This window comes from Gordonia sp. YY1 (genome assembly GCF_009872315.1).
GTDB classification, from domain to species: Bacteria; Actinomycetota; Actinomycetes; order Mycobacteriales; family Mycobacteriaceae; genus Gordonia; species Gordonia amicalis.
The window spans coordinates 104,207-123,434 of record NZ_WXYI01000003.1 but is presented as its reverse complement, the minus strand read 5'-3'; the positions used below and the strand labels follow the sequence as shown (position 1 = coordinate 123,434).

20 protein-coding genes are annotated in these 19,228 nt (G+C 67.7%); 17 read left to right on the top strand and 3 right to left on the bottom strand.

Annotated features, from left to right (window positions below; translation table 11 throughout):
- Window positions 1–133: 133 nt before the first annotated feature.
- Window positions 134–805: a DedA family protein gene (locus BPODLACK_RS05950; RefSeq protein WP_159404893.1), complete on the top strand. Its 672-nt coding sequence runs from the start codon at window positions 134–136 to the stop codon at window positions 803–805.
- A 9-nt stretch (window positions 806–814) separates the two neighbouring features.
- On the opposite strand, the gene BPODLACK_RS05945 is transcribed toward BPODLACK_RS05950, so the two are convergent.
- Window positions 815–2,344: a MinD/ParA family ATP-binding protein gene (locus BPODLACK_RS05945; RefSeq protein WP_159404892.1), complete on the bottom strand. Its 1,530-nt coding sequence runs from the start codon at window positions 2,342–2,344 to the stop codon at window positions 815–817.
- 396 nt (window positions 2,345–2,740) lie between these two features.
- On the opposite strand from BPODLACK_RS05945, the gene BPODLACK_RS05940 reads away from it, so the two are divergent.
- From BPODLACK_RS05940 to ahcY, 13 genes are all read left to right on the top strand, one after another.
- Window positions 2,741–3,124 carry a hypothetical protein gene (locus BPODLACK_RS05940; protein ID WP_024497754.1) on the top strand — a complete coding sequence of 128 codons (384 nt, stop codon included), beginning with the start codon at window positions 2,741–2,743 and terminating at the stop codon, window positions 3,122–3,124.
- Window positions 3,125–3,132: 8 nt separating this feature from the next.
- Window positions 3,133–3,447, top strand: coding sequence for a YbaB/EbfC family nucleoid-associated protein (locus BPODLACK_RS05935; protein WP_006434593.1), 315 nt, complete (start codon window positions 3,133–3,135; stop codon window positions 3,445–3,447).
- Between the two features lie 58 nt (window positions 3,448–3,505).
- Entirely contained in the window at window positions 3,506–3,814 is a 309-nt protein-coding gene (locus BPODLACK_RS05930) for a type VII secretion target (protein ID WP_006434592.1), read from the top strand.
- Window positions 3,811–5,160: a hypothetical protein gene (locus BPODLACK_RS05925; protein WP_159404891.1), complete on the top strand. Its 1,350-nt coding sequence runs from the start codon at window positions 3,811–3,813 to the stop codon at window positions 5,158–5,160. The genes BPODLACK_RS05930 and BPODLACK_RS05925 overlap by 4 nt, the downstream gene beginning before the upstream one ends.
- The gene (locus tag BPODLACK_RS05920; protein WP_024497756.1) at window positions 5,157–5,468 is read left to right on the top strand and encodes a PE family protein; all 312 of its coding nucleotides are present in this window, start codon (window positions 5,157–5,159) and stop codon (window positions 5,466–5,468) included. The genes BPODLACK_RS05925 and BPODLACK_RS05920 overlap by 4 nt, the downstream gene beginning before the upstream one ends.
- Window positions 5,469–5,553: 85 nt before the next feature.
- Entirely contained in the window at window positions 5,554–6,618 is a 1,065-nt protein-coding gene (locus tag BPODLACK_RS05915) for a PPE domain-containing protein (protein ID WP_024497757.1), read from the top strand.
- Window positions 6,615–7,421: an ESX secretion-associated protein EspG gene (locus tag BPODLACK_RS05910; RefSeq protein WP_024497758.1), complete on the top strand. Its 807-nt coding sequence runs from the start codon at window positions 6,615–6,617 to the stop codon at window positions 7,419–7,421. The genes BPODLACK_RS05915 and BPODLACK_RS05910 overlap by 4 nt, the downstream gene beginning before the upstream one ends.
- 115 nt (window positions 7,422–7,536) lie before the next feature.
- Window positions 7,537–7,857 (top strand): WXG100 family type VII secretion target, encoded by a 321-nt coding sequence (locus BPODLACK_RS05905; RefSeq protein ID WP_006434587.1) that lies wholly within the window; start codon window positions 7,537–7,539, stop codon window positions 7,855–7,857.
- 29 nt (window positions 7,858–7,886) lie between these two features.
- Window positions 7,887–8,183, top strand: coding sequence for a WXG100 family type VII secretion target (locus tag BPODLACK_RS05900; RefSeq protein WP_006434586.1), 297 nt, complete (start codon window positions 7,887–7,889; stop codon window positions 8,181–8,183).
- A gap of 200 nt (window positions 8,184–8,383) precedes the next feature.
- On the top strand, window positions 8,384–9,964 hold the full coding sequence (locus BPODLACK_RS05895) for a sodium-dependent transporter (RefSeq protein ID WP_159404890.1): 1,581 nt from the start codon (window positions 8,384–8,386) through the stop codon (window positions 9,962–9,964).
- The gene (locus BPODLACK_RS05890; protein WP_159404889.1) at window positions 9,961–10,137 is read left to right on the top strand and encodes a methionine/alanine import family NSS transporter small subunit; all 177 of its coding nucleotides are present in this window, start codon (window positions 9,961–9,963) and stop codon (window positions 10,135–10,137) included. The genes BPODLACK_RS05895 and BPODLACK_RS05890 overlap by 4 nt, the downstream gene beginning before the upstream one ends.
- A gap of 121 nt (window positions 10,138–10,258) precedes the next feature.
- Complete coding sequence (locus BPODLACK_RS05885) at window positions 10,259–11,797, top strand: amino acid permease (protein ID WP_024497760.1); 1,539 nt, start codon at window positions 10,259–10,261, stop codon at window positions 11,795–11,797.
- Between the two features lie 93 nt (window positions 11,798–11,890).
- Window positions 11,891–13,366: an adenosylhomocysteinase gene (gene ahcY / locus BPODLACK_RS05880; protein ID WP_006434582.1), complete on the top strand. Its 1,476-nt coding sequence runs from the start codon at window positions 11,891–11,893 to the stop codon at window positions 13,364–13,366.
- Between the two features lie 99 nt (window positions 13,367–13,465).
- On the opposite strand, the gene BPODLACK_RS23450 is transcribed toward ahcY, so the two are convergent.
- Both BPODLACK_RS23450 and BPODLACK_RS05870 read right to left on the bottom strand, forming a co-directional pair.
- Window positions 13,466–13,975, bottom strand: a complete 510-nt coding sequence (locus BPODLACK_RS23450) for a hypothetical protein (RefSeq protein ID WP_081712384.1) — start codon at window positions 13,973–13,975, stop codon at window positions 13,466–13,468.
- A 415-nt stretch (window positions 13,976–14,390) separates the two neighbouring features.
- Window positions 14,391–15,023: a dTMP kinase gene (locus BPODLACK_RS05870; RefSeq protein ID WP_024497762.1), complete on the bottom strand. Its 633-nt coding sequence runs from the start codon at window positions 15,021–15,023 to the stop codon at window positions 14,391–14,393.
- 97 nt (window positions 15,024–15,120) lie between these two features.
- Here BPODLACK_RS05870 and mtrA point away from each other — a divergent pair, with 97 nt between their 5' ends.
- Genes mtrA through lpqB form a run of 3 tightly spaced genes read left to right on the top strand, consistent with a single transcriptional unit; the run spans window position 15,121 to window position 19,225 of the window.
- A complete protein-coding gene (gene mtrA, locus BPODLACK_RS05865) occupies window positions 15,121–15,798 on the top strand; it encodes an MtrAB system response regulator MtrA (RefSeq protein ID WP_004023513.1) in 678 nt (225 codons plus the stop codon).
- Entirely contained in the window at window positions 15,795–17,465 is a 1,671-nt protein-coding gene (gene mtrB, locus BPODLACK_RS05860; RefSeq protein WP_024497763.1) for an MtrAB system histidine kinase MtrB, read from the top strand. The genes mtrA and mtrB overlap by 4 nt, the downstream gene beginning before the upstream one ends.
- On the top strand, window positions 17,462–19,225 hold the full coding sequence (gene lpqB, locus BPODLACK_RS05855) for an MtrAB system accessory lipoprotein LpqB (RefSeq protein WP_024497764.1): 1,764 nt from the start codon (window positions 17,462–17,464) through the stop codon (window positions 19,223–19,225). The genes mtrB and lpqB overlap by 4 nt, the downstream gene beginning before the upstream one ends.
- Window positions 19,226–19,228 lie beyond the last annotated feature (3 nt).

Genomic DNA, 19,228 nt, shown 5'->3' with positions numbered 1-19,228 from the left:
TGGGAGGTCGCGCGCCGGTATGTGAGTGGGACGGATGACCAGGCCGGCCGTCGCCCGGACCTCCACCGGAATTCATCTGTTGGTCCGGTCCGAACAACCGTCTCACCTGCGCGAACCACTACTGTTGGCGCTGATGAATCCGTTCGATGTCGAATCCTTCGTGGCCACCGGTGGCCTGGTCGGTCTGTGCGTCCTGGTCTTCGTCGAGACCGGATTGCTGGTCGGTGTCGTCTTCCCCGGTGACTCGCTCCTGTTCACCGCGGGTGTCTTCGCCGCGCAACCCGACCCGTTCGCACCGGTCTGGCTGGTCATTCCCCTGGTGGCGCTGGCCGCGGTGGCGGGGGACCAGTGCGGCTACCTCATCGGTCGACGGCTGGGTCGCGGTGTCGTCGAGGGCCGGATGATGCGGAGCATCGGTCCCGAATATGTGGTGAAGACCAACGCCTTCTTCGACCGATTCGGTCCGCTGACGGTGTTTTTCGGCCGGTTCATCGGGATCGTCCGAACGCTGACGCCACTCGTCGCGGGCTTCAGCGGGATGTCGCACCGTGTGTTCACGCTGTTCAGCGTTCTGGGTAGCTTCGTCTGGGCGGGCGGGATAATCCTGGCGGGCTACCTGCTCGGCAACGTGCCGGTCGTCCGCGACAACATCGAGATCCTCATCATCGGATCTGTTTTCACGGTCGTGGTGCCGATGTTCGTGCACGCGGCGCGGCGCTGGCGGGAGACGCGACGACGGCAACGCGCCGTCGTGCCGGTGGACTCGGCCCCGTCGGAGAAACAGGTCCCGCCAGAAGCGACGTGAGACCCCGATCTATCCGAGGTAGGGATCTTCCCGCGGCAGCGTGGTACCCGAGAAATCGTCGGCGATGGTGGCCGCGAGCTCGACGAACGACCGCTTGGCGTCCTTCGACATCAGCTCGAGGTCGACGTCGGCGCCCTCCGCGAGATGGTCGTCGAACGGGATCTTGTGGACCGCACGGCACCTGGTCAGGAAGTGCTGGCCCAGCTGATCGGTGTCGATGGTCGACGACCCGGGACGCGACGAACTCAGCACAACGACGGCCCGCGACACGAGGTGCCCGAAACCGTGGGCCTCGAGCCAGTCCAGGGTCGCACCGGCGCTGCGTGCACCGTCGAGCGCCGGCGAGCTGACCAGGATGATCGTGTTGGCGAGGTCGAGGACACCGTTCATCGCCGAGTGGCTCAGACCGGTGCCGCAGTCGGTGATGATGATGTTGTAGAACCGCTGGAGGATGGTGACGACCCCGCGGTACTCCTCCTCGTTGAACGCCTCGGCCACCGCCGGATCACGTTCGGAGGCAAGCACTTCCAGGCGGCTAGGTGCCTGGGATGTGTGAGCCCGGACATCGGAGTAGCGGTACACGTTCTGATCGGCGAGCAGATCGCGGACCGTGGACCGCGTCTGCTGCGGGATCCGCTGGGCGAGCGTGCCGAGGTCGGGGTTGGCGTCGACGGCGATCACCCGGTCACCGCGCAGGGACGCGAAGGTCGAGCCGAGGCCGACGGTGGTCGTCGTCTTGCCGACGCCGCCCTTCAGCGACAGCACCGCGATCCGATAGTCGCCCCGCACGGGCCGGTTCACGCGTTCGAGGAGCTGCTGATGGGCGATGTCGCCCTGTGACTCACCGGGGTTGATGGCGCCGGCCGACAGGGTGTGGACCGCTCGTCGCCATCCGCGGCTCGGTGCACGACGCGCCTTGCGGATCAATGCGACCTCGTCCAGCGACGGTCCGCCCGGTGGCGGGCCGTAACCCGCAGGCATCGGCTGACCCGGATATGCGGGTGCGGGGCCGGTGCCCGGGCCGAACTGTCCCGGCGGCATCTGACTGTTCACCATCGGCGGGCCGGCGGGGCGGGCCGGGACGTGGGCTCCGGACTCCGGGAACGACGGAGGCAGGTGAGGTGCCGGTGGGGATGACTGGTCGAACGGGGGAGTGGGCCCGGCGTGGATGGGCGGTCCGGGCGGAGGCGTGTACGGGTCGGCTGCCGGATTCGTAGCGGGGAACCGGCCCGGCTCGGGCGCGGGCGGAACCGGCGGTGGCGTGTACCGACCGGCGGTCGCGGGCGTGGTGCGGCCAGCGGGATTCGTCTCGGGTGGACGCGGTGCGTCGTGGCCGGGCGGCGCCGTGGCCTTCGGCTGGGTGTGGCCGGGGATCGGCGGTAAAGCGGTGTCTAGGCCGTCTTTCGACGAGGGCGGTGGCGCCGGTGCCGACGGTGGTTGCGGAGCCGGTGCGGCCTCCGGGGGAGGCGGTGCGAACTGCAGCCACGGCGGTGGTGCCGGCGCGTCGGCGCCGTTCGGCGTCGAGTTCTCGTACGTCATCGGGAATCCTCTGGTCTTGCGGCCGGGCCGACCGGGCGAGCGGTGATCCGTGCGCGAGCATGATCACCGGCGGCATGCGAGGATCTGCTTGCACTGTGATCGACTCCGGCAGCGTCGACGAGAGTGTACCCAAGGGTGTGAGAGGATTTCGGACGAGATCCACAGTTCGTCTCACACCTGGGTTCGAGATATCGGATTCGGCGTGTGGTGGCGTTGATCGGATTGTGGCAGGATCAGGCACTTGAATCCCAGGTGCGAGGCGGGGCGGCACCGTGGTCATGGTGATGCATGACGCGGTGACCGTATCTGGGAGGTGGCTTCGTCGAACGAAAATTCGATGGAACCGGGAGGAACCCCGTCTGCGTCTAATTCGGCGTGAAGGGGGGTTCGGCTTCGATGAGCTACACCGATGAGACGGCAACGTATGCCGATGACGCGCGCGACGACGATCCGTGGGCGCCTGTGCATCAGTTCTCACAAGCACGTTCGCGATCTGGTGGCCTGGCCGTCCGGACAACGGCCCAAGGTCTGCCGGTTGCCGTGCACATCGCGTCCACCGAACTCGACAAACATCCCGAACTGCTGGCTGCTGACATCCTGCGCCTGTGCAAGCAGGCCGCGATGTCGGCCGGAATCCGGTTGCGGGAGAACCTGCTCGCGGCCGGAGTCGATCGCGATCTCGTCAACGAGATGAAGCTGCCGCGTCCGGAGGATCTGTCCGCGGCCGAAGAGCGTGACGACGAGGAAGCCGACGCCATGACGTCGTGGTTGCGCCGATGAGCTGGGCCATGGACGAACTCGAGGCGCGTGCCGCCCGTCAGCTGGACGGACTGCGATCTTTCCAGGAGAACCTCGAGGCGATCACGGTGGCGGTGACCTCGGCCGACGGTCTGGTGACCGCCGAGGTCGACGCGAAGGGGGCCCTGATCGATCTTCGCCTCGAGCGTGGCGCGAACGAACTCGGCGCCGCACGGCTGGGTGAGCAGATCGTGGCGACTTCGGCTCTTGCCGCACAACGGGTCTACGCCCGCGTGGCGGCCGTGACCGAGGACTTCAACGAATCGTTCGGCGACATGCTCGGTGCGCGTCCGGCGGGTGAATGACACCGACCGGCCGACAGGTGGCCGACCGAGAAAGACTTGCACTCACGAGGGGGTTGTGATGACAAACGTGAAAGTGACATCCGAAGCGCTCGAAGGCTTCGCGGCGACGAATGCGGCCATGGCGTCCGCCATCGGAACGGCCGGGTCGATCGACGCCGCCGCCAACACGGCTGCGATGGTCCCGGTGTTCGGCCTCATCGGTCAGGAGTTCCTCGCGTCGTTCATCGTGGCTCAGGCCAATCACCTGATGTCGGTCGGACAGCTCGCCGCGGTACACGCCGCGACCGCCGCCTCCACGGTGGCAGGTCTCGCCGAGTACGAGGGCACCGACGCGGCGACCGCCGCGGCGATCCGCTCGGTGCTGTGACCCCGATCCCTCCGTGGCCAGGCCCGCTGCCCGGCGTCCCGGACGTGCCTGCACTGAACCACATGACGGTGCAGGAGATGATCGACGCCAGTCCGCTGGGACCGATCCTCGACCGCACGGTTGCGGATGTGCTCGGGGGACTGGGACTTCCGCCCCTCCCCGCACTGCCGCCGTTGCCGCCGATGCCGGGTCTGCCACCGATACAGCCACCGAACCTGGACATGTTCATCAAGCCGATCACCGACCTGCTCGGTGGGTTCGGCAGCGGTGATCTCAACGGTGCCGGATTCGACCCGACGATCATCTTCGACAGCCTCACCAAGGTGCTCGAGACGTCGATGACGATGGGGCAGGGCGCACTCAAGCTCGCCGATCAGCTGTGGTCGGGCCAGGGTGCGGTCGGTGCGGCCACCAAGACTGCCGAGGCCGGAACGAACAGCACGGCCCTGGCAGCCCAGGGATCCGGCATCTCGATCGACACCAAGACCGCCGCCGCCATCGTCGCGAAGGGGTTGGCCGTCGTCCAGGGAATCGTCGCCGCCACGGTCGCCAAGATCTCGGCTCTGGTCCCCGTCATCATGAGTCCGGCGATCGCGGTCGGGCTCAGTACGGCGGCGGTGGTCGCCGGGGCCGGGCTGGAACTGGCCACCGCGGCGGTCGCGGTGACCCGGGCAGAGCTCCTCGCTCCCACGACGGCCATGACCGCGAACGGGGCGCCCGTCGCGGTCACCGGCGCGCCCACCGCAGGTGCCGGGCAGTCCCCGTTCGCCCTGGCCGGCTCGGTCCTCGACGTGGTCTCCCCGGCGGTGTCCACTGCCGCCGAACTCCCGTCCTCGTTGATGCAGCCGATCAGCAAGATGCTCGGCGTCAATCCCGATTCGGCGATCGTCGGCCCGGCCGGAATCCCGCTCACCAAGGCCAAGGCCGCCGGAGGCGGCGGCGGAGGGGGCGGAGGCGGTGGTGGCGGCGGAATCGGCGGAGTCGGCGGCATCATGGCGCCGCTGAGCGCTTCCCGTCCGACGGTGCCGACCAGTTTCGGCGTCGGCGAGCCTGCGATGGGGTCGCCGGCGGCGACTCGGGTCGCGACGACGCCGGCGGCGATGCCGATGGGCGGGGCGCCGATGGGCGCAGCCGGAGCCGGAGCGCGTGGAGCAGGTGCGTCCGAGGGGCAGCACAGCGTGCCCGATTATCTGGTCACCGAGGACAACGGGCGCGCGGTGGTCGGTGAAGATCCCGAGGTCGCACCCGCGGTCATCGGCCACGACGAGACGGCCGACACCGATTCCGGTCCGGACATCGAGCTACGGCTGGGCGTGCCCGGTCTGACACGAGACGAGGAAGTATGAGCAACACACAACTTCGCGTAGAGCCCGACGCATTGTTCTCGGCTGCAGGTGATCTCGACAAGATCGCGGATCGGCTGGAACTGGCTCTCAACGGTGCGGGGCCGAAGCTCGCGGTTCACGCCCAGGGTCGGGATGAGGTGTCGACCGCAACCGCGGCCAGTTTCACCTCGGTGGCCCGGGAGTTCGAGAAGGACACGGCGACCGGCATTCTCGAGCTTCGCAAGATCGCCGCCCTGCTCCGGGCGCAGGCGTCCGGATTCATCGAGGGTGAAGCCGAGGCCGCCGCCGCATTCAAGACCGAGGCGTGAACCCACATACCTGACCGACCGCCGCCACCGCGGCAGTCGACTCGGACATCGCACCAGACTCGTGGACCAGCAGAGGGGAGGGACCATGACCAGCACGACCGGAGCAGGCTTCACCGGCGTCAACTGGGACGCGCGTACGAGCGGACAACTTGCCGCCGACCTCGGGGCCGGGCCGGGTCCCGCGCCACTGGCGGAAGCCGGGTCGGCGTGGGCGTCGCTCGCGACCGAGATCGGCGAGGCCGGGATCGACTACGCTGCGGTACTCGCGCGAATGGGTGTGCACTGGCAGTCCGCACACACCAGTGCGGCGTTCGAGAAACTCACGGAGCTGGCTCCGTGGTTCGCCGACACCGCCGCCGAGGCTGCGGAGAATGCCCTGCGTGCGGAGGCGCAGGCAGCTGCGACCACCGTCGCGCGCCTGAACATGCCCAACCTCGCCGAGGTCGAGGTGGCGACGAAGCTCCACGAGATCGCCACCAGCGCAACCGCGGTCGCGCCGATCATCGCCGGGGCCGCGGCGGAGGCCGAACGTGCTGTCGCACAGCAACGTATGCGCGCAGCCCGGGTCATGCAGACGTACGAGAACGCGACGGAACCGGTGGGCAAACCCTGGCCGTCTTCGCGCCGGGCTCCCGACCTGGTGTCCGGCGAGGCGCTTGCTTCCGAGCAGGCCGCCGCAGCTCGGGCCGGGGCGCGAGCCGAGGTCACGCCACCGATGACGCCTCCGAGCGCGCCGATGACGGGTGTGATGTCCGGCTCGTACGCGCCGCCCGCGGAAAAGCTCCGCTACGCGCCGACGGTCGTGGCGAGTGCTGGACCCCCGTCTGCGACTCCCGTTGCGGCATCCGCGAGTACGGCGACCACGCCGGGGGCCGGTGTGCCGCCACCGATGGCGCCCGGAACGGCGGCCGCCGGCGATCGTGGCGCCACCATCCGCAGCGTCTCCGTCGACTCCGAGTCGTCCGATCCCGGCGATGGCCTCGCACGTGCGTCGGACGGCCTTGACGCCCCGCGCACCTGGGCCGACGTCGAAACCTCCGATCATCCTGCAGCCCACTATGTCTCGGCGCCGGTCTCCGAGTCTTCGAAGGTCGATCCGCGGTATCTGGCGGAGACATTGTTCCTCGGTGATCACGGGGACCGCGCATGATGCCGACGACTCACGACGACGCCGTCGCGCTCGACGCGGCTGTGCTCCTTCGCCTCGGGGATCGCTTCGGCGTGCAGACCTGGCCGGTGGTGCTCGACATGCCCGTCGGTGCTGAGGACGAGTCCGCGCAGCATGTGGCCGACCGCGAGAGCGATGCGGCCATCGCCGCCCTCGGCCTGGTGGACCACGACGAGCCCGTCCCGTGGCTGGCCACGGTTCTCCGCGTCCTCTCCCGGCCGCAACGTGAGATCGAGATCCGTTCCTTCACCGATACCGGTGTTCGCCGAATGTGCCTGGCACGCAGGGGTTATGAGCATGTTCTGGCCGAACGTTCCGGCGAACGGCTCGACCTGGCCGTCGTCGAGCTCGCCGACCTCGACGCGGTGGCCGACATCGTGCGCTCCCGGTTCGACGACGCCGCTGCATGCGAGTTCACCTCGTTCTCGGTACCCACCGACGAACTCGTCGACAGCCTCGGACGGAGTGGCACGGGTACCGAGGTCACCGACGCTCTGTACACGCTCGGCGTGCCGCTGGCCGATGCCGTCGTCATCTCCTCGGCATTCGCATCCTGCCGGGTGCGCACCGAGATCGTCGCCTCCTCGAACGAGGACGGACGATTCTCCCAATCTTCTGGGGCCCTAGCCGTTTTCGACACCGCCCGGGGGCGGATCGTGTCGAGTCCCAGTAAGTCTCCGGACGGTCGGGTGTGGACCACCCTCTCACCGGGTTCGGGTCATCGGATCGCGCAGGCCGTGCGCCTGCTGATCGAGACCCTCCCGGGCGGGACGTGGTCGACATGATCCGCATCGGGGGATCTCGCGGTCCACACCGCGAGAGACAACTGTCAGGGGTATCTGTGTCACGGATACCAACGGGGGCATCGCCAAACGGTGCCGTTACACAGGAGGACAACTCATGCTGAATCTGCCAGGTGCCAGTGGCCCCGGTGTGAAGGTCGATGTCGCGGAGGGCCAGGCCACCGCGGCCGGCGTCGGCGGGATCGTCGCCGATATGAAAGAAACGATCGACGTCATCGCGAAGCACGCGTCGAACGCGACGCCGACGTGGCAAGGCAAGGCGGGCGTGGCATTCGACGGCACACACACCGACTGGAACAAGGCCGCGAACACGATGAACCAGCTCCTCGATCAGATCAAGGCCCAGCTGACCAACGGCTTCACCGGCTACGAGGACCAGGACGCCGCCGCAGCCGGTGGCCTCAACATCACCGTCTGACCTGCTTCGCCTCTTCGAAAGGGACTTCCATGACCATCAACTACGATTTCGCGGCACTCGGTGACCTCAGTGGCGGACTGCAGCGGGCATTCAGTGAGCTCGACGCTCTCAACACGCAGCTCAAGAACCAGATCGCCGCGCTCGACGGCAACTGGAGTTCGGCTGAGGCGAAGGCGGCCTACCTCGACGCACAGATGAACTTCGACCGCATCTTCACGCAGTCGCGGGAGTCGCTGCAGTCGCTGCAGTCCGGCGTCAGCAACGCGAGCCGCATCATGTCGGACACCGACTCCTCGATCGCCAGCGGGTTCCGCTCGCTCGCCTGATCGACACGCCGACGGGGACTCCGCGGTCATCCCGCGGGGTTCCCGTTGTCGTCTCTGCTCATCGGGGAGCATCCGTCGACGGCATTCCGACAGGCCGACGTCAACGGGCCCGCGTGACGGGTGGGTGCGATAGCGTCGGAATCCGACGGTCGTCGGGGCACCCGTGTCTCGAGGACTCAGCGCCCGACGAGGAGGTAGCAGTGGCATCTGCGAACGCCGCCGGAGAGCCCCGGGAGTCCTTCACCCGGAATTCCGGCTTCATCTTCGCCGCAATCGGATCGGCGGTGGGGCTCGGCAACATCTGGCGGTTCCCCGGCGTGGCCTACGAGAGTGGTGGTGGGGCATTCCTCATCCCGTATCTGGTCGCCCTACTCACCGCGGGCATCCCGGTGCTGTTCCTCGACTACGCAGTAGGTCATCGTTTCCGCGGCACCGCGCCGTTGTCCTTTCGGCGGATCAAGAAGCCGGCCGAGGTCCTCGGTTGGTTCCAGACCGGCCTGCTGTTCGTCATCGGTGTCTATTACGCGGCGGTCATCGCGTGGGCCCTGAGCTACTTCTTCTTCTCGTTCGATCAGAGCTGGGGCGACGATCCCGCGGCCTTCTTCACCGGCGAGTACCTGAAGGTCGGCGACCCCGGGGTCTCCACGACCATCGTCGGCGGCGTCGCGTTACCGCTGATCGTCGTGTGGCTGGCCGTGCTCGCCGTGCTGATGCTGGGCGTCGCGAACGGCATCGAGAAGGTCAACGTCGTCTTCATCCCGCTGCTCTTCGTCGGCTTCGCGGGGCTGGTGATCCGCGCTCTCACGCTGCCCGGTGCCGTCGACGGCCTCAATGCCCTGTTCACCCCGCAGTGGGCGGCGTTGAAGGACCTCGACGTGTGGATCGCGGCGTACAGCCAGATCTTCTTCTCGCTGTCGATTGCCTTCGGGATCATGATCGCCTACGCGTCGTTCCAGCGGCGTAAGGCGAACATGACCAGCTCCGGTCTCGTGGTCGCATTCGCGAACTCCTCGTTCGAGATCCTCGCCGGCATCGGCGTCTTCTCCGCGCTCGGCTTCCTCGCCTACCAGCAGCAGGTCGCCGTGTCCGACCTCGAGGGTCTCACCGGACCGATCCTGTCCTTCGTGACGTTCCCGGCGGTCATCTCGGAGATGCCCGGCGCCGCGTTCTTCGGTGCGCTGTTCTTCGGCTCGCTGGTCATCGCCGGGTTCACGTCGTTGATCTCGTTGATGATCGGCGTGTCGAGTGCGCTGCAAGAGAAGTGGGGCCTGTCCCGGACCAAGGCCGCGGTCGGCGTGTCCGTGGTGTGCGGTCTCATCTCGGTCGGGTTGTTCTCGACCACTTCGGGCCTCATCGCCCTCGACACCGTCGACATGTTCGCCAACAACGTCGGCGTGGTCTCCTCGGCGATCCTGATGACGATCATCCTGATCTGGGTGCTGCGACGCGGCGACATGCTGCGCCACCACCTGAATGCGGTGTCGACGTTCAAGGTCGGCAAGATCTGGCTCGGGCTGGTCGGTGTGGTCGCGCCGATCTTCCTGACGATCATGCTCGTCCAGAAGGTCTGGTCGGTGATCGACGAAGGGTACGAGGGGTATCCCACCTGGTACATCAGCGTCTTCGGGTGGGGCACCATCGCCTTGATCGTCATCGCTGCCGTCGCCCTGACCCTGCCGTCGTGGAAGGGCCGCGACGAACCCGATTTCCTGCCGTGGCCACCACTGCCGGACGGTGTCCGCGGCGCCGCCCCCAATCCCACCGAGGAGGCCCTCCGATGAGTGGTGTCGCCATCGTCATGCTCCTCGTCTCCATCGGGATCGTGTGGGGAGGGCTGGTCGCGAGCATCATCTTCCTGAACCGTCGCTCCGAGGTGGATCTGTTCGAGGATCCCGACCTCGTGCGCGACGACGAGGAACGCGCAGCGCAGCCGCACCCGTTCCGCGACACCTGAACCGCAACGGCTGAGCTCAGTCGGGCCTGGTGGTCCCACCTGCGCTCGGCGTACGATCAGCCTCCGGTCAACTGGCCTGGATGAGCTGCGATGCGCGTCACCTTCGGTCCTAGGAGGCACGATGAGTAACCCGTTCAAGCGCATCAAGTCGGTCGAGCAGTCGATCACCGACACCGACGAACCGGATACCAAACTCCGCCGAGACCTCACGGCGTGGGATCTCACCGTGTTCGGCGTCGCGGTCGTGGTCGGTGCCGGCATCTTCACCCTCACCGCCCGGACCGCGGGCAATCTCGCCGGGCCGTCGGTGTCGTTGGCCTTCGTGCTGGCCGCGATCGCCTGCGCGCTGGCCGCGCTCTGCTACGCCGAGTTCGCCTCGACCGTGCCCGTCGCCGGCAGTGCGTACACCTTCTCGTTCGCCACCTTCGGCGAGTTCGTCGCATGGGTGATCGGGTGGGACCTGATCCTCGAGTTCGCCCTGGCCGCGTCCGTGGTCGCGAAGGGCTGGTCGCTCTACCTGGGCAACATCCTCGGCTCCGCGGCATCGGTACAGATCACCGACTCGATCAGCTTCGACTGGGGCGCGGTGCTGCTGATCGCCGTGCTGACGGTGTTGCTGGCTCTCGGTACCAAACTGTCGTCGCGGGTGTCACTCGTCATCACCACCATCAAGGTCTTCGTCGTCCTGCTGGTCATCGTGGTCGGCGCGTTCTACATCAAGATGAAGAACTACGACCCCTACGTGCCGCCCGCCGCGCCGCCCGCCGAGGGCGACACCGGCCTCCACCAGACGCTCTTCTCGGCGATCACCGGTGCCGAGGGCAGCACCTTCGGCTGGTACGGCCTGCTGGCGGCGGCATCGCTGGTCTTCTTCGCCTTCATCGGTTTCGACGTCGTGGCCACGACCGCCGAGGAGACGAAGAACCCGCAGAAGGCGATGCCGCGCGGCATCCTGGGATCTCTGGCCATCGTGACGGTCCTCTACGTCGCGGTCAGTCTGGTCGTGTCCGGGATGGTGCCCTACCCGGAACTGGCCGACCAGACCGATCCGGTGACCGGAGAGGTGACCGGGTCGACCCTCACCACGGCATTCGAGGCGAACGGTGTCACCTGGGCGGGCTGGGTCATCGACCTCGGCGCGCTCGCCGGCCTGACCACGGTCGTGATGGTGCTGCTGCTCGGTCAGACCCGCGTGGGATTCGCGATGGCGCGCGACGGACTGTTGCCCCGATCGCTGGCGCACACCGGCAGGCGCGGTACACCGGTGCGCTTCACCGTCGTCGTCGGCATCGTCTCGGGTGTGCTGGCGGCGTTCTTCCCCATGGGAACCCTCGAGGAGATGGTCAACATCGGCACCCTCTTCGCGTTCGTACTGGTGAGCATCGGGGTGCTCGTCCTCCGCCGGACCCGGCCCGATCTCGAACGCGGCTTCCGGGCGCCCTTCGTTCCGCTCATCCCGATCCTCGCCATCCTCGCCTGCCTGTGGTTGATGCTGAACCTGTCCGTGGAGACATGGATCCGGTTCGTGGTGTGGATGGTGGTCGGCGTCGTCGTGTACTTCTCGTACGGATACCGCCATTCGGTCTTCGCCCGGCGCGAGCGAGGTGAGCAGATCGGAACCCCGGGCGTAGCAGCCGGAGAACCCGGGCCCGACACCTGACAATGGGCTCGGCGGGCGTGGTCGGATAGCCTGGATCGAACGCATATCGCGCTGCAGACACGCGGCGTCCGACGCGAACGACAAGGGGATCAGATGACGACTGCTCAGGACGAGCTGAAGGCCGACAGCCGCAACGGGATCGACTACAAGGTGGCCGATCTGTCCCTGGCGGACTTCGGCCGCAAGGAGATCGAGCTCGCCGAGCACGAGATGCCCGGATTGATGGAACTGCGTCGTGAGAACGCAGACGTCCTGCCGCTCAAGGGTGCTCGAATCTCCGGATCGCTGCACATGACCGTTCAGACCGCTGTGCTGATCGAGACGCTTGTTGCGCTCGGCGCCGAGGTCCGCTGGGCGTCGTGCAACATCTTCTCGACCCAGGATCACGCGGCTGCGGCCGTCGTCGTGGGTCCCCACGGCACCCCGGACGAGCCCAAGGGTGTCCCGGTGTTCGCCTGGAAGGGCGAGACGCTCGAGGAGTACTGGTGGGCAGCCGAGCAGATGCTGACCTGGCCCGAGGCGGACAAGCCGGCCAACATGATCCTCGACGACGGTGGTGACGCCACCATGCTGGTGTTGCGCGGTGCCGAGTTCGAGAAGGCCGGTGTCGTGCCGCCCGCCGAGGATGATCACCCGGCCGAGTACAAGGTCTTCCTCGAACTGCTGCGCAAGCGTTTCGAGACCGACAAGAACAAGTGGACCACCATCTCCGAGTCGGTCCAGGGCGTGACCGAGGAGACCACCACCGGCGTACTGCGGCTCTACCAGTTCGCCGCCGCCGGCGAACTGACGTTCCCCGCGATCAACGTCAACGACTCGGTCACCAAGTCCAAGTTCGACAACAAGTACGGCACCCGCCATTCGCTGATCGACGGCATCAACCGCGGTACCGATGTCCTCATCGGCGGCAAGAAGGTGCTGATCTGTGGTTACGGCGACGTGGGCAAGGGTTGCGCGGAGTCGCTGGCCGGGCAGGGCGCCCGTGTCCAGGTCACCGAGATCGACCCGATCAACGCGCTGCAGGCCCTGATGGACGGCTACGACGTGGTCACCGTCGAGGACGCGATCGGTGACGCCGACATCGTGATCACCTCCACCGGCAACCTGGGCATCATCACCATCGACCACATGCGTCAGATGAAGCACCAGGCGATCCTGGGCAACATCGGTCACTTCGACAACGAGATCGACATGGCCGGCCTCGAGCGTTCGGGCGCCAAGCGCATCAACGTCAAGCCGCAGGTCGACCAGTGGATCTTCGACAGCGGCAAGTCGATCATCGTGCTGAGCGAGGGGCGTCTGCTCAACCTCGGCAACGCGACGGGCCACCCGTCGTTCGTGATGAGCAACAGCTTCTCCAACCAGGTCATCGCGCAGATCGAGCTGTGGACCAAGAACGACGAGTACGACAACGAGGTCTACCGTCTGCCCAAGCATCTCGACGAGAAGGTTGCGCGCATTCACGTGGAGGCGCTCGGCGGCAAGCTGACGAAGCTCACCAAGGAGCAGGCCGAGTACATCGGCGTCGACGTCGAGGGTCCGTACAAGCCGGAGCACTACCGCTACTGATCGGACCTGCGTCGCAAACCCACCACTGATGGAGAAATCCACCACCCGATCGGGTGGTGGAAATCTCCAAAAGTGGTGGGTTTGCGGCTTTTTCGCTGTTCAGGCACCGATGTCGGGTTCGGCGTCGGGGCAGTAGATCCACGAACCGCGTTCCTTCAGGAACCGCTCCTTGGACTTCTCGGATTCGGTGCGCTGGTTGCCCTTCTCGAGGTGGGACACGACCTCGGACTGTGCGACGTCGCCGTCGAACACGGTCCCGAGGAAGCCGTCGACCACGATGTTGCCGTCGTCGTCGGGCGGCGGGCCGGTGATCCGGTCGCGCGATTGCGTGCAGACCGCGGCCTTCATGCGCACGACGTCACGCGCGTTGCGAGCCGACACGTAGTTCTGGAGGGCCGCCCGGATCTGGGAAAGCGCTGCGTGGTCTGCGGATTCGGATTCCGATTCGTCCGCGGTGCTCGCGGAACCATCCGGCGAACTGTTCGACGAGGTGCTCGAACCCGTTGCCACGGTGGACTCGTCTGGTCCGGACGACGTCACCATGAGGGTGACCACGAGGGCGACGAGGGCCACCACCGCGACGCCGCCGGTGATCCAGGCGACGATCACGCCGGCGTTGCGCCGGGGTGGCGGGGGACCATAGGGGCCGCCCGGAGGGCCTCCGTGACCGCCGCGCTGAGCGTATGGCCCGGGACCGTAGGCGCCGTAGGGAGGCGGGGGGCCGTATGGTCCGTAGGGTGGTCGCGGCTGTGGCGCGGGGGGTGTCTGCCCGGGCGGGAACTGTCCTGGACGGGGTCCGCCGGGCTGCCGCCCGCCGGGGCCCGGCCACTGGGGGCCTTGTCCGGGCCGACCGGGTCCGAACGGTGGCGGCGCACCGCCGGGTGGTGGCGGCTGATAGGTCATGCGACCCTCTCCCCAGTCATTGATTCAGGCTATCGAAGTGCCGTGGTGGCGGCAGAGCCCCGTCATCGCCGGTGGCGTTCGTCCGAATGACACCTGTTTCGGGTGTTGCGCGCGCCTTGGGTCAGGGAATCAGGAGATCGGCCAGCGCGGCGATGTCCTGCCCGTCATACCGGTACCACGGGGATGTCCAGTTGTCCTCGGCGAGCCGGCGGTACACCGCGTCGACGCGGCGCTGCAGGTCGCTGTCGCGTTCGTAGGCGTCGCGTACCCGGCTCGCATCGCCGGCGGCCCGGGTCCGGGCGCGCTGCATCGCCACCTCGGCGGGCACCCCCAGCAACACGTGTCGATCGGGTACGGGCATCCCGAACCGGCCGTATTCGAGGTCGGCGACCCATCGCACGACCTCTCCGTCGACGTCCTGTTCCAGGCGTCCGGCGTTGTAGGCCGCGTTCGACGCGACGTAACGGTCGAGGATGACGATGTCGTTGGCCGCGGTGGCCGCTGCGATGTCTTCCGCGGCATCGGCCCGGTCGAGGGCGAAGAGCAGGGCCATGGCGTACACGCTGTCCCGCAGGTCGCCGTGCGAACCGTGCAGCGCCTCGGACGCGATGTCGGCGGTCGCGGATTTCCCGTAGCGCGGGAAGGTGAACGTCGCGATCCGCAGACCCGACGCCGTCCAGCGCTCGACCAGACCGGTGACCAACGTGTTCTTACCGGCGCCGTCGAGCCCCTCCACCGCAATCAACTGACCCACGCGGAGGAGTGTATGTGGTGGGACGAATCGAGCCAGTACGTCCGGTACGGCGCGTCATTCACCACGCTTTCATCACGATGGTGTCACCATTGAACACATGAAGCCTCGCATCCTCGTCGTCGACGACGACGCCGCTCTCGCCGAGATGCTGACGATCGTGTTGCGCGGCGAGGGTTTCGAACCCTTCGTGGTCGGTGACGGGACGCAGGCACTCACCGCGGTGCGGGAGATCCGTCCCGACCTCGTGCTCCTCGACCTCATGCTCCCGGGCATGAACGGCATCGACGTGTGTCGCGTGCTGCGTGCCGACTCCGGTGTCCCGATCGTCATGCTGACCGCGAAGTCCGACACCGTCGACGTCGTGCTGGGTCTCGAGTCCGGTGCCGACGACTACATGGTCAAGCCGTTCAAGCCGAAGGAACTCGTCGCCCGTGTGCGCGCACGCCTGCGCCGGACGGACGAGGAGCCGGCCGAACTGCTCTCGATCGGTCCGGTGGAGATCGACGTCCCTGCGCACAAGGTGACCCGCGACGGCGTGCCGATCTCGCTCACCCCGCTCGAGTTCGATCTACTGGTCGCGCTCGCGCGAAAGCCGCGTCAGGTCTTCACCCGCGACGTCCTCCTCGAACAGGTGTGGGGCTACCGTCACCCGGCGGACACTAGACTCGTCAACGTGCATGTTCAGCGTCTGCGTGCGAAGGTCGAAACCGACCCGGAGAACCCCGAGGTCGTGCTGACTGTGAGGGGGGTCGGCTACAAGGCCGGCCCGCCGTGATCGGTCGTTCCCGACGACGGGTCAACAGCACCTTCGGACGCTTCACCCGCGCTGCCGGCGCTGTCGGACGTGCCTTCGGGCACATCTGGCGGCGCTCGCTGCAGCTGCGGGTCGTGGCGTCGACGCTGTCGCTGTCGGTCGTCGTGCTGCTCATCCTGGGTTTCGTGCTGGTCTCCCAGATCACCGACCGACTCCTCGACGTGAAGCTGGCGGCGGCGACCGAGGAGATCGACCGCGCCCGCATCTCGGTGGAACGCGACCTGTCCAGCGGCGCCGGCAACATGTCGGTGCAGAACCGGCTGCAGCAGACGCGGTCGCTGCTGACCGATCGTGATGCCGACACCGGACAGGCCTCTGGAACCGTCGGCGCATTCGACACCGTCCTGCTCGTCCCCGGATCGTCCGGGGGCAGTGCGTCCAGCGGCGTCGGCCCGACCGCCGAGGTGCCGTCGAACCTCCGGGACATGGTTCGGGGCGGCCAGGTGGCCTATCAGTACACCCAGGTACCCAACGGTTCCGGCGGGCACGCGCCGGCGCTGATCGTGGGCACGCCGACCAACGCGTCGGTTCCCGGTCTCGAGCTGTATCTGGTCTTCCCCCTGACCGCGGAGCAGAACACCGTCGACCTCGTCCGCGGCACCCTGCTGACCGGCAGCATCGTGCTGCTCGGGTTGCTCGCGGCCATCGCCTGGCTCGTCTCGCGGCAGGTCGTCATCCCGGTTCGGTCGGCGTCCCGGATCGCGGTCCGCTTCGCCGACGGCCGCCTCAAGGAACGCATGCCCGTGCGCGGTGAGGACGACATGGCCCGGCTCGCGATGTCGTTCAACGACATGGCGGAGAGCCTGTCCAAGCAGATCACCCATCTCGAGGAGTTCGGCGGGCTGCAGCGTCAGTTCACCTCCGACGTCAGTCACGAACTGCGGACGCCGCTGACCACGGTCCGCATGGCCTCGGACGTGCTCTACGAGGGCCGCGATGAACTCGACCCCGTCCGGAAACGTTCGGTCGAGTTGCTGGACAAGGAGCTCGACCGCTTCGAGACGCTGCTCAACGAATTGCTGGAGATCTCCCGCCACGACGCCGGTATGGCCGAGCTGGCGGCCGAGCGGATGGACATGGCCATCCCGATCGACGGAGCTCTCGCCACGGTGCGGCATCTCGCCGAGGAGACCGGGACCGAACTCGTCCTCGATCTGCCCGCAGAACCGGTGCTCGCCGAGATCGATCCGCGCCGCGTCGAACGTATTCTGCGGAACCTGCTGGCCAACGCGATCGACCACGGTGAACGGAAGCCGGTGACGCTCACGATGCGGTCCGATGGCGACGCGGTCGCCATCACGGTCCGCGACCAGGGCATCGGGCTTCGGCCGGGGGAGGAGAAGCTGGTGTTCAACCGGTTCTGGCGCTCGGATCCGTCGCGGTTCCGCCGCTCGGGCGGCACCGGTCTCGGACTGGCCATCAGCATCGAGGACGCCCGTCTTCACCAGGGCCGGCTCGAGGCATGGGGCGAACCCGGCAAGGGTGCGTGCTTCCGATTGACCCTGCCTCTGGTGCGCGGCCACAAGGTGCTCGGCTCGCCGTTGCCGCTGAAATCCGTCGGCTCGGCTCCCCGGACCGCCGCCAAGACGAGTAGCCGTACACCAGGCGTGGAGGCTGGTATCGAATGAGCGTCGCAGGTCGTCCGGAACACCCGCGTCGGAGTGTCCTGGGGTTCGTGATCGCCGTCGCGATGGCCACCGTCGCGATGGTGGTGGTGTCGGCGTGCGGGTCGATCCCGAGTGACTCGTCTCCGCAGCCCATCAAGTCCTTCCAGCGCGAAGGCGCCACCAACGCGGCCCCGGTGCCGCAGTCCGACATGGACCCGGAGGCCCTCGTCCGCGCGTTTCTCAAGTCGACGGTCGACCCGGACTCCGGACACGACACCGCGCGCGCCTTCCTGACCCCGGTCGCCTCGCAGCAGTGGGACGACCGCGGGGACGCGCTGATCCTCGACGAGATCAGCATCTTCGTCGACCAGCGCAACGAGGACTCCGTCCGCATGCGGCTGACCGGCGACAACGTCGGCACCCTCAAATCGGACGGGCAGCTGCTGCCCGCCTCGGGCCGGGTCGAGACCAGCATCAGCCTGACCCGGCAGGGCGACCAGTGGCGGATCGACGGGCCCCTGCCGAACGGGACGATGATCGACCGCGACCAGTTCGACAACACCTACCGTCCGGTCTCGCTCTACTTCTCCGACCGCACCGGCCGGCGACTCGTCCCGGACCCGCGGTGGTTCTACGCCGGGCAGGCCACCGACCCGACCGTGCTGGTCAACCGGCTCATCAACGGTCCGGCGGCCGACCTGTCCGCCGCTGTCGACAGCGGATTCCCGAGCGGGGCGACGCTGCGCGGACCGGTGGTGGGACTGGCCGGCGGCGGGGTACGCGTCGACCTCAACGGCATCGGCAACGCGTCGAGCAGGGATCGCACGGTCCTGGCGGCCCAGATCGTCTGGACCCTCGACGGAGCCGACATCTCGGGGCCGTACGTGATCGACGCCGACGGTGCGCCACTGGTGGGCGAACGGGCCTCGGGGTGGCAGCCCGCGGACGTCCGGTCCTTCGATCCGAACGCGGTGCCGTCGACCGACGTCGGTCTGAACATCGTCACCGGCGGGGCGTTGCGCGCGGTGACCGACACCGGGACCGTGCCCGTGCGCGGACCGCTGGGGTCGTCACGCGATGTGCGGGCGGCGACGATCTCCGACAACGGCGCGCGGGTGGCCGCGGTCCGGACCGCGAGCGACCGCCGGCTCGAATGCGTGATCGGCGACTACGGCGGCGACGTCGGTCCGATCGTCAGCGGCGTGTCCATCACCCGGCCGTCCTTCGGGGCGGACGAGAACTCCGTGTGGGTGGTCGTGGACGGCAAGCCCGTCCAGTGGCAGCGTGACGACGACGGGACCCAGACCGTCCCGGTCGAGGCGTCGTCGATCCCGACCGTGGCGCGCGGGGCCATCACCGAGATGCAGGTCGCACCAGACGGCGTCCGTGCCGCACTCGTCGTCGGCGGGCAGATCGTGTTCGCGGTGCTGTCGACGAACGCCGACGGGCAGGTGTCGCTGACCAGTCCGCGCATCGCCGCCTACAACGTCGGCAATCGTGCGGTGTCCCTGGACTGGGCGTCGCCGACGACGCTGGTCATCGCGCGGGAGGCACCCGAGTCCCCGGTCGTGCAGCTGTCGATCAACGGCACCCCGGCGGTCGGCCTGCTCAGCGGCAACGTGTCGCCACCGGTGCGGGCCGTGGTGGCGAACTCGTCGACCATCTACGTCGGGGATCAGCGTGGCGTGCTCCGTCTCGGCAGCAACAACGGGCAGCCCGACCAGTACTGGACCGAGGTCGAGCCGGCCATGATCGCCGGCGCCATCCCGGTGCTGCCCTGATCC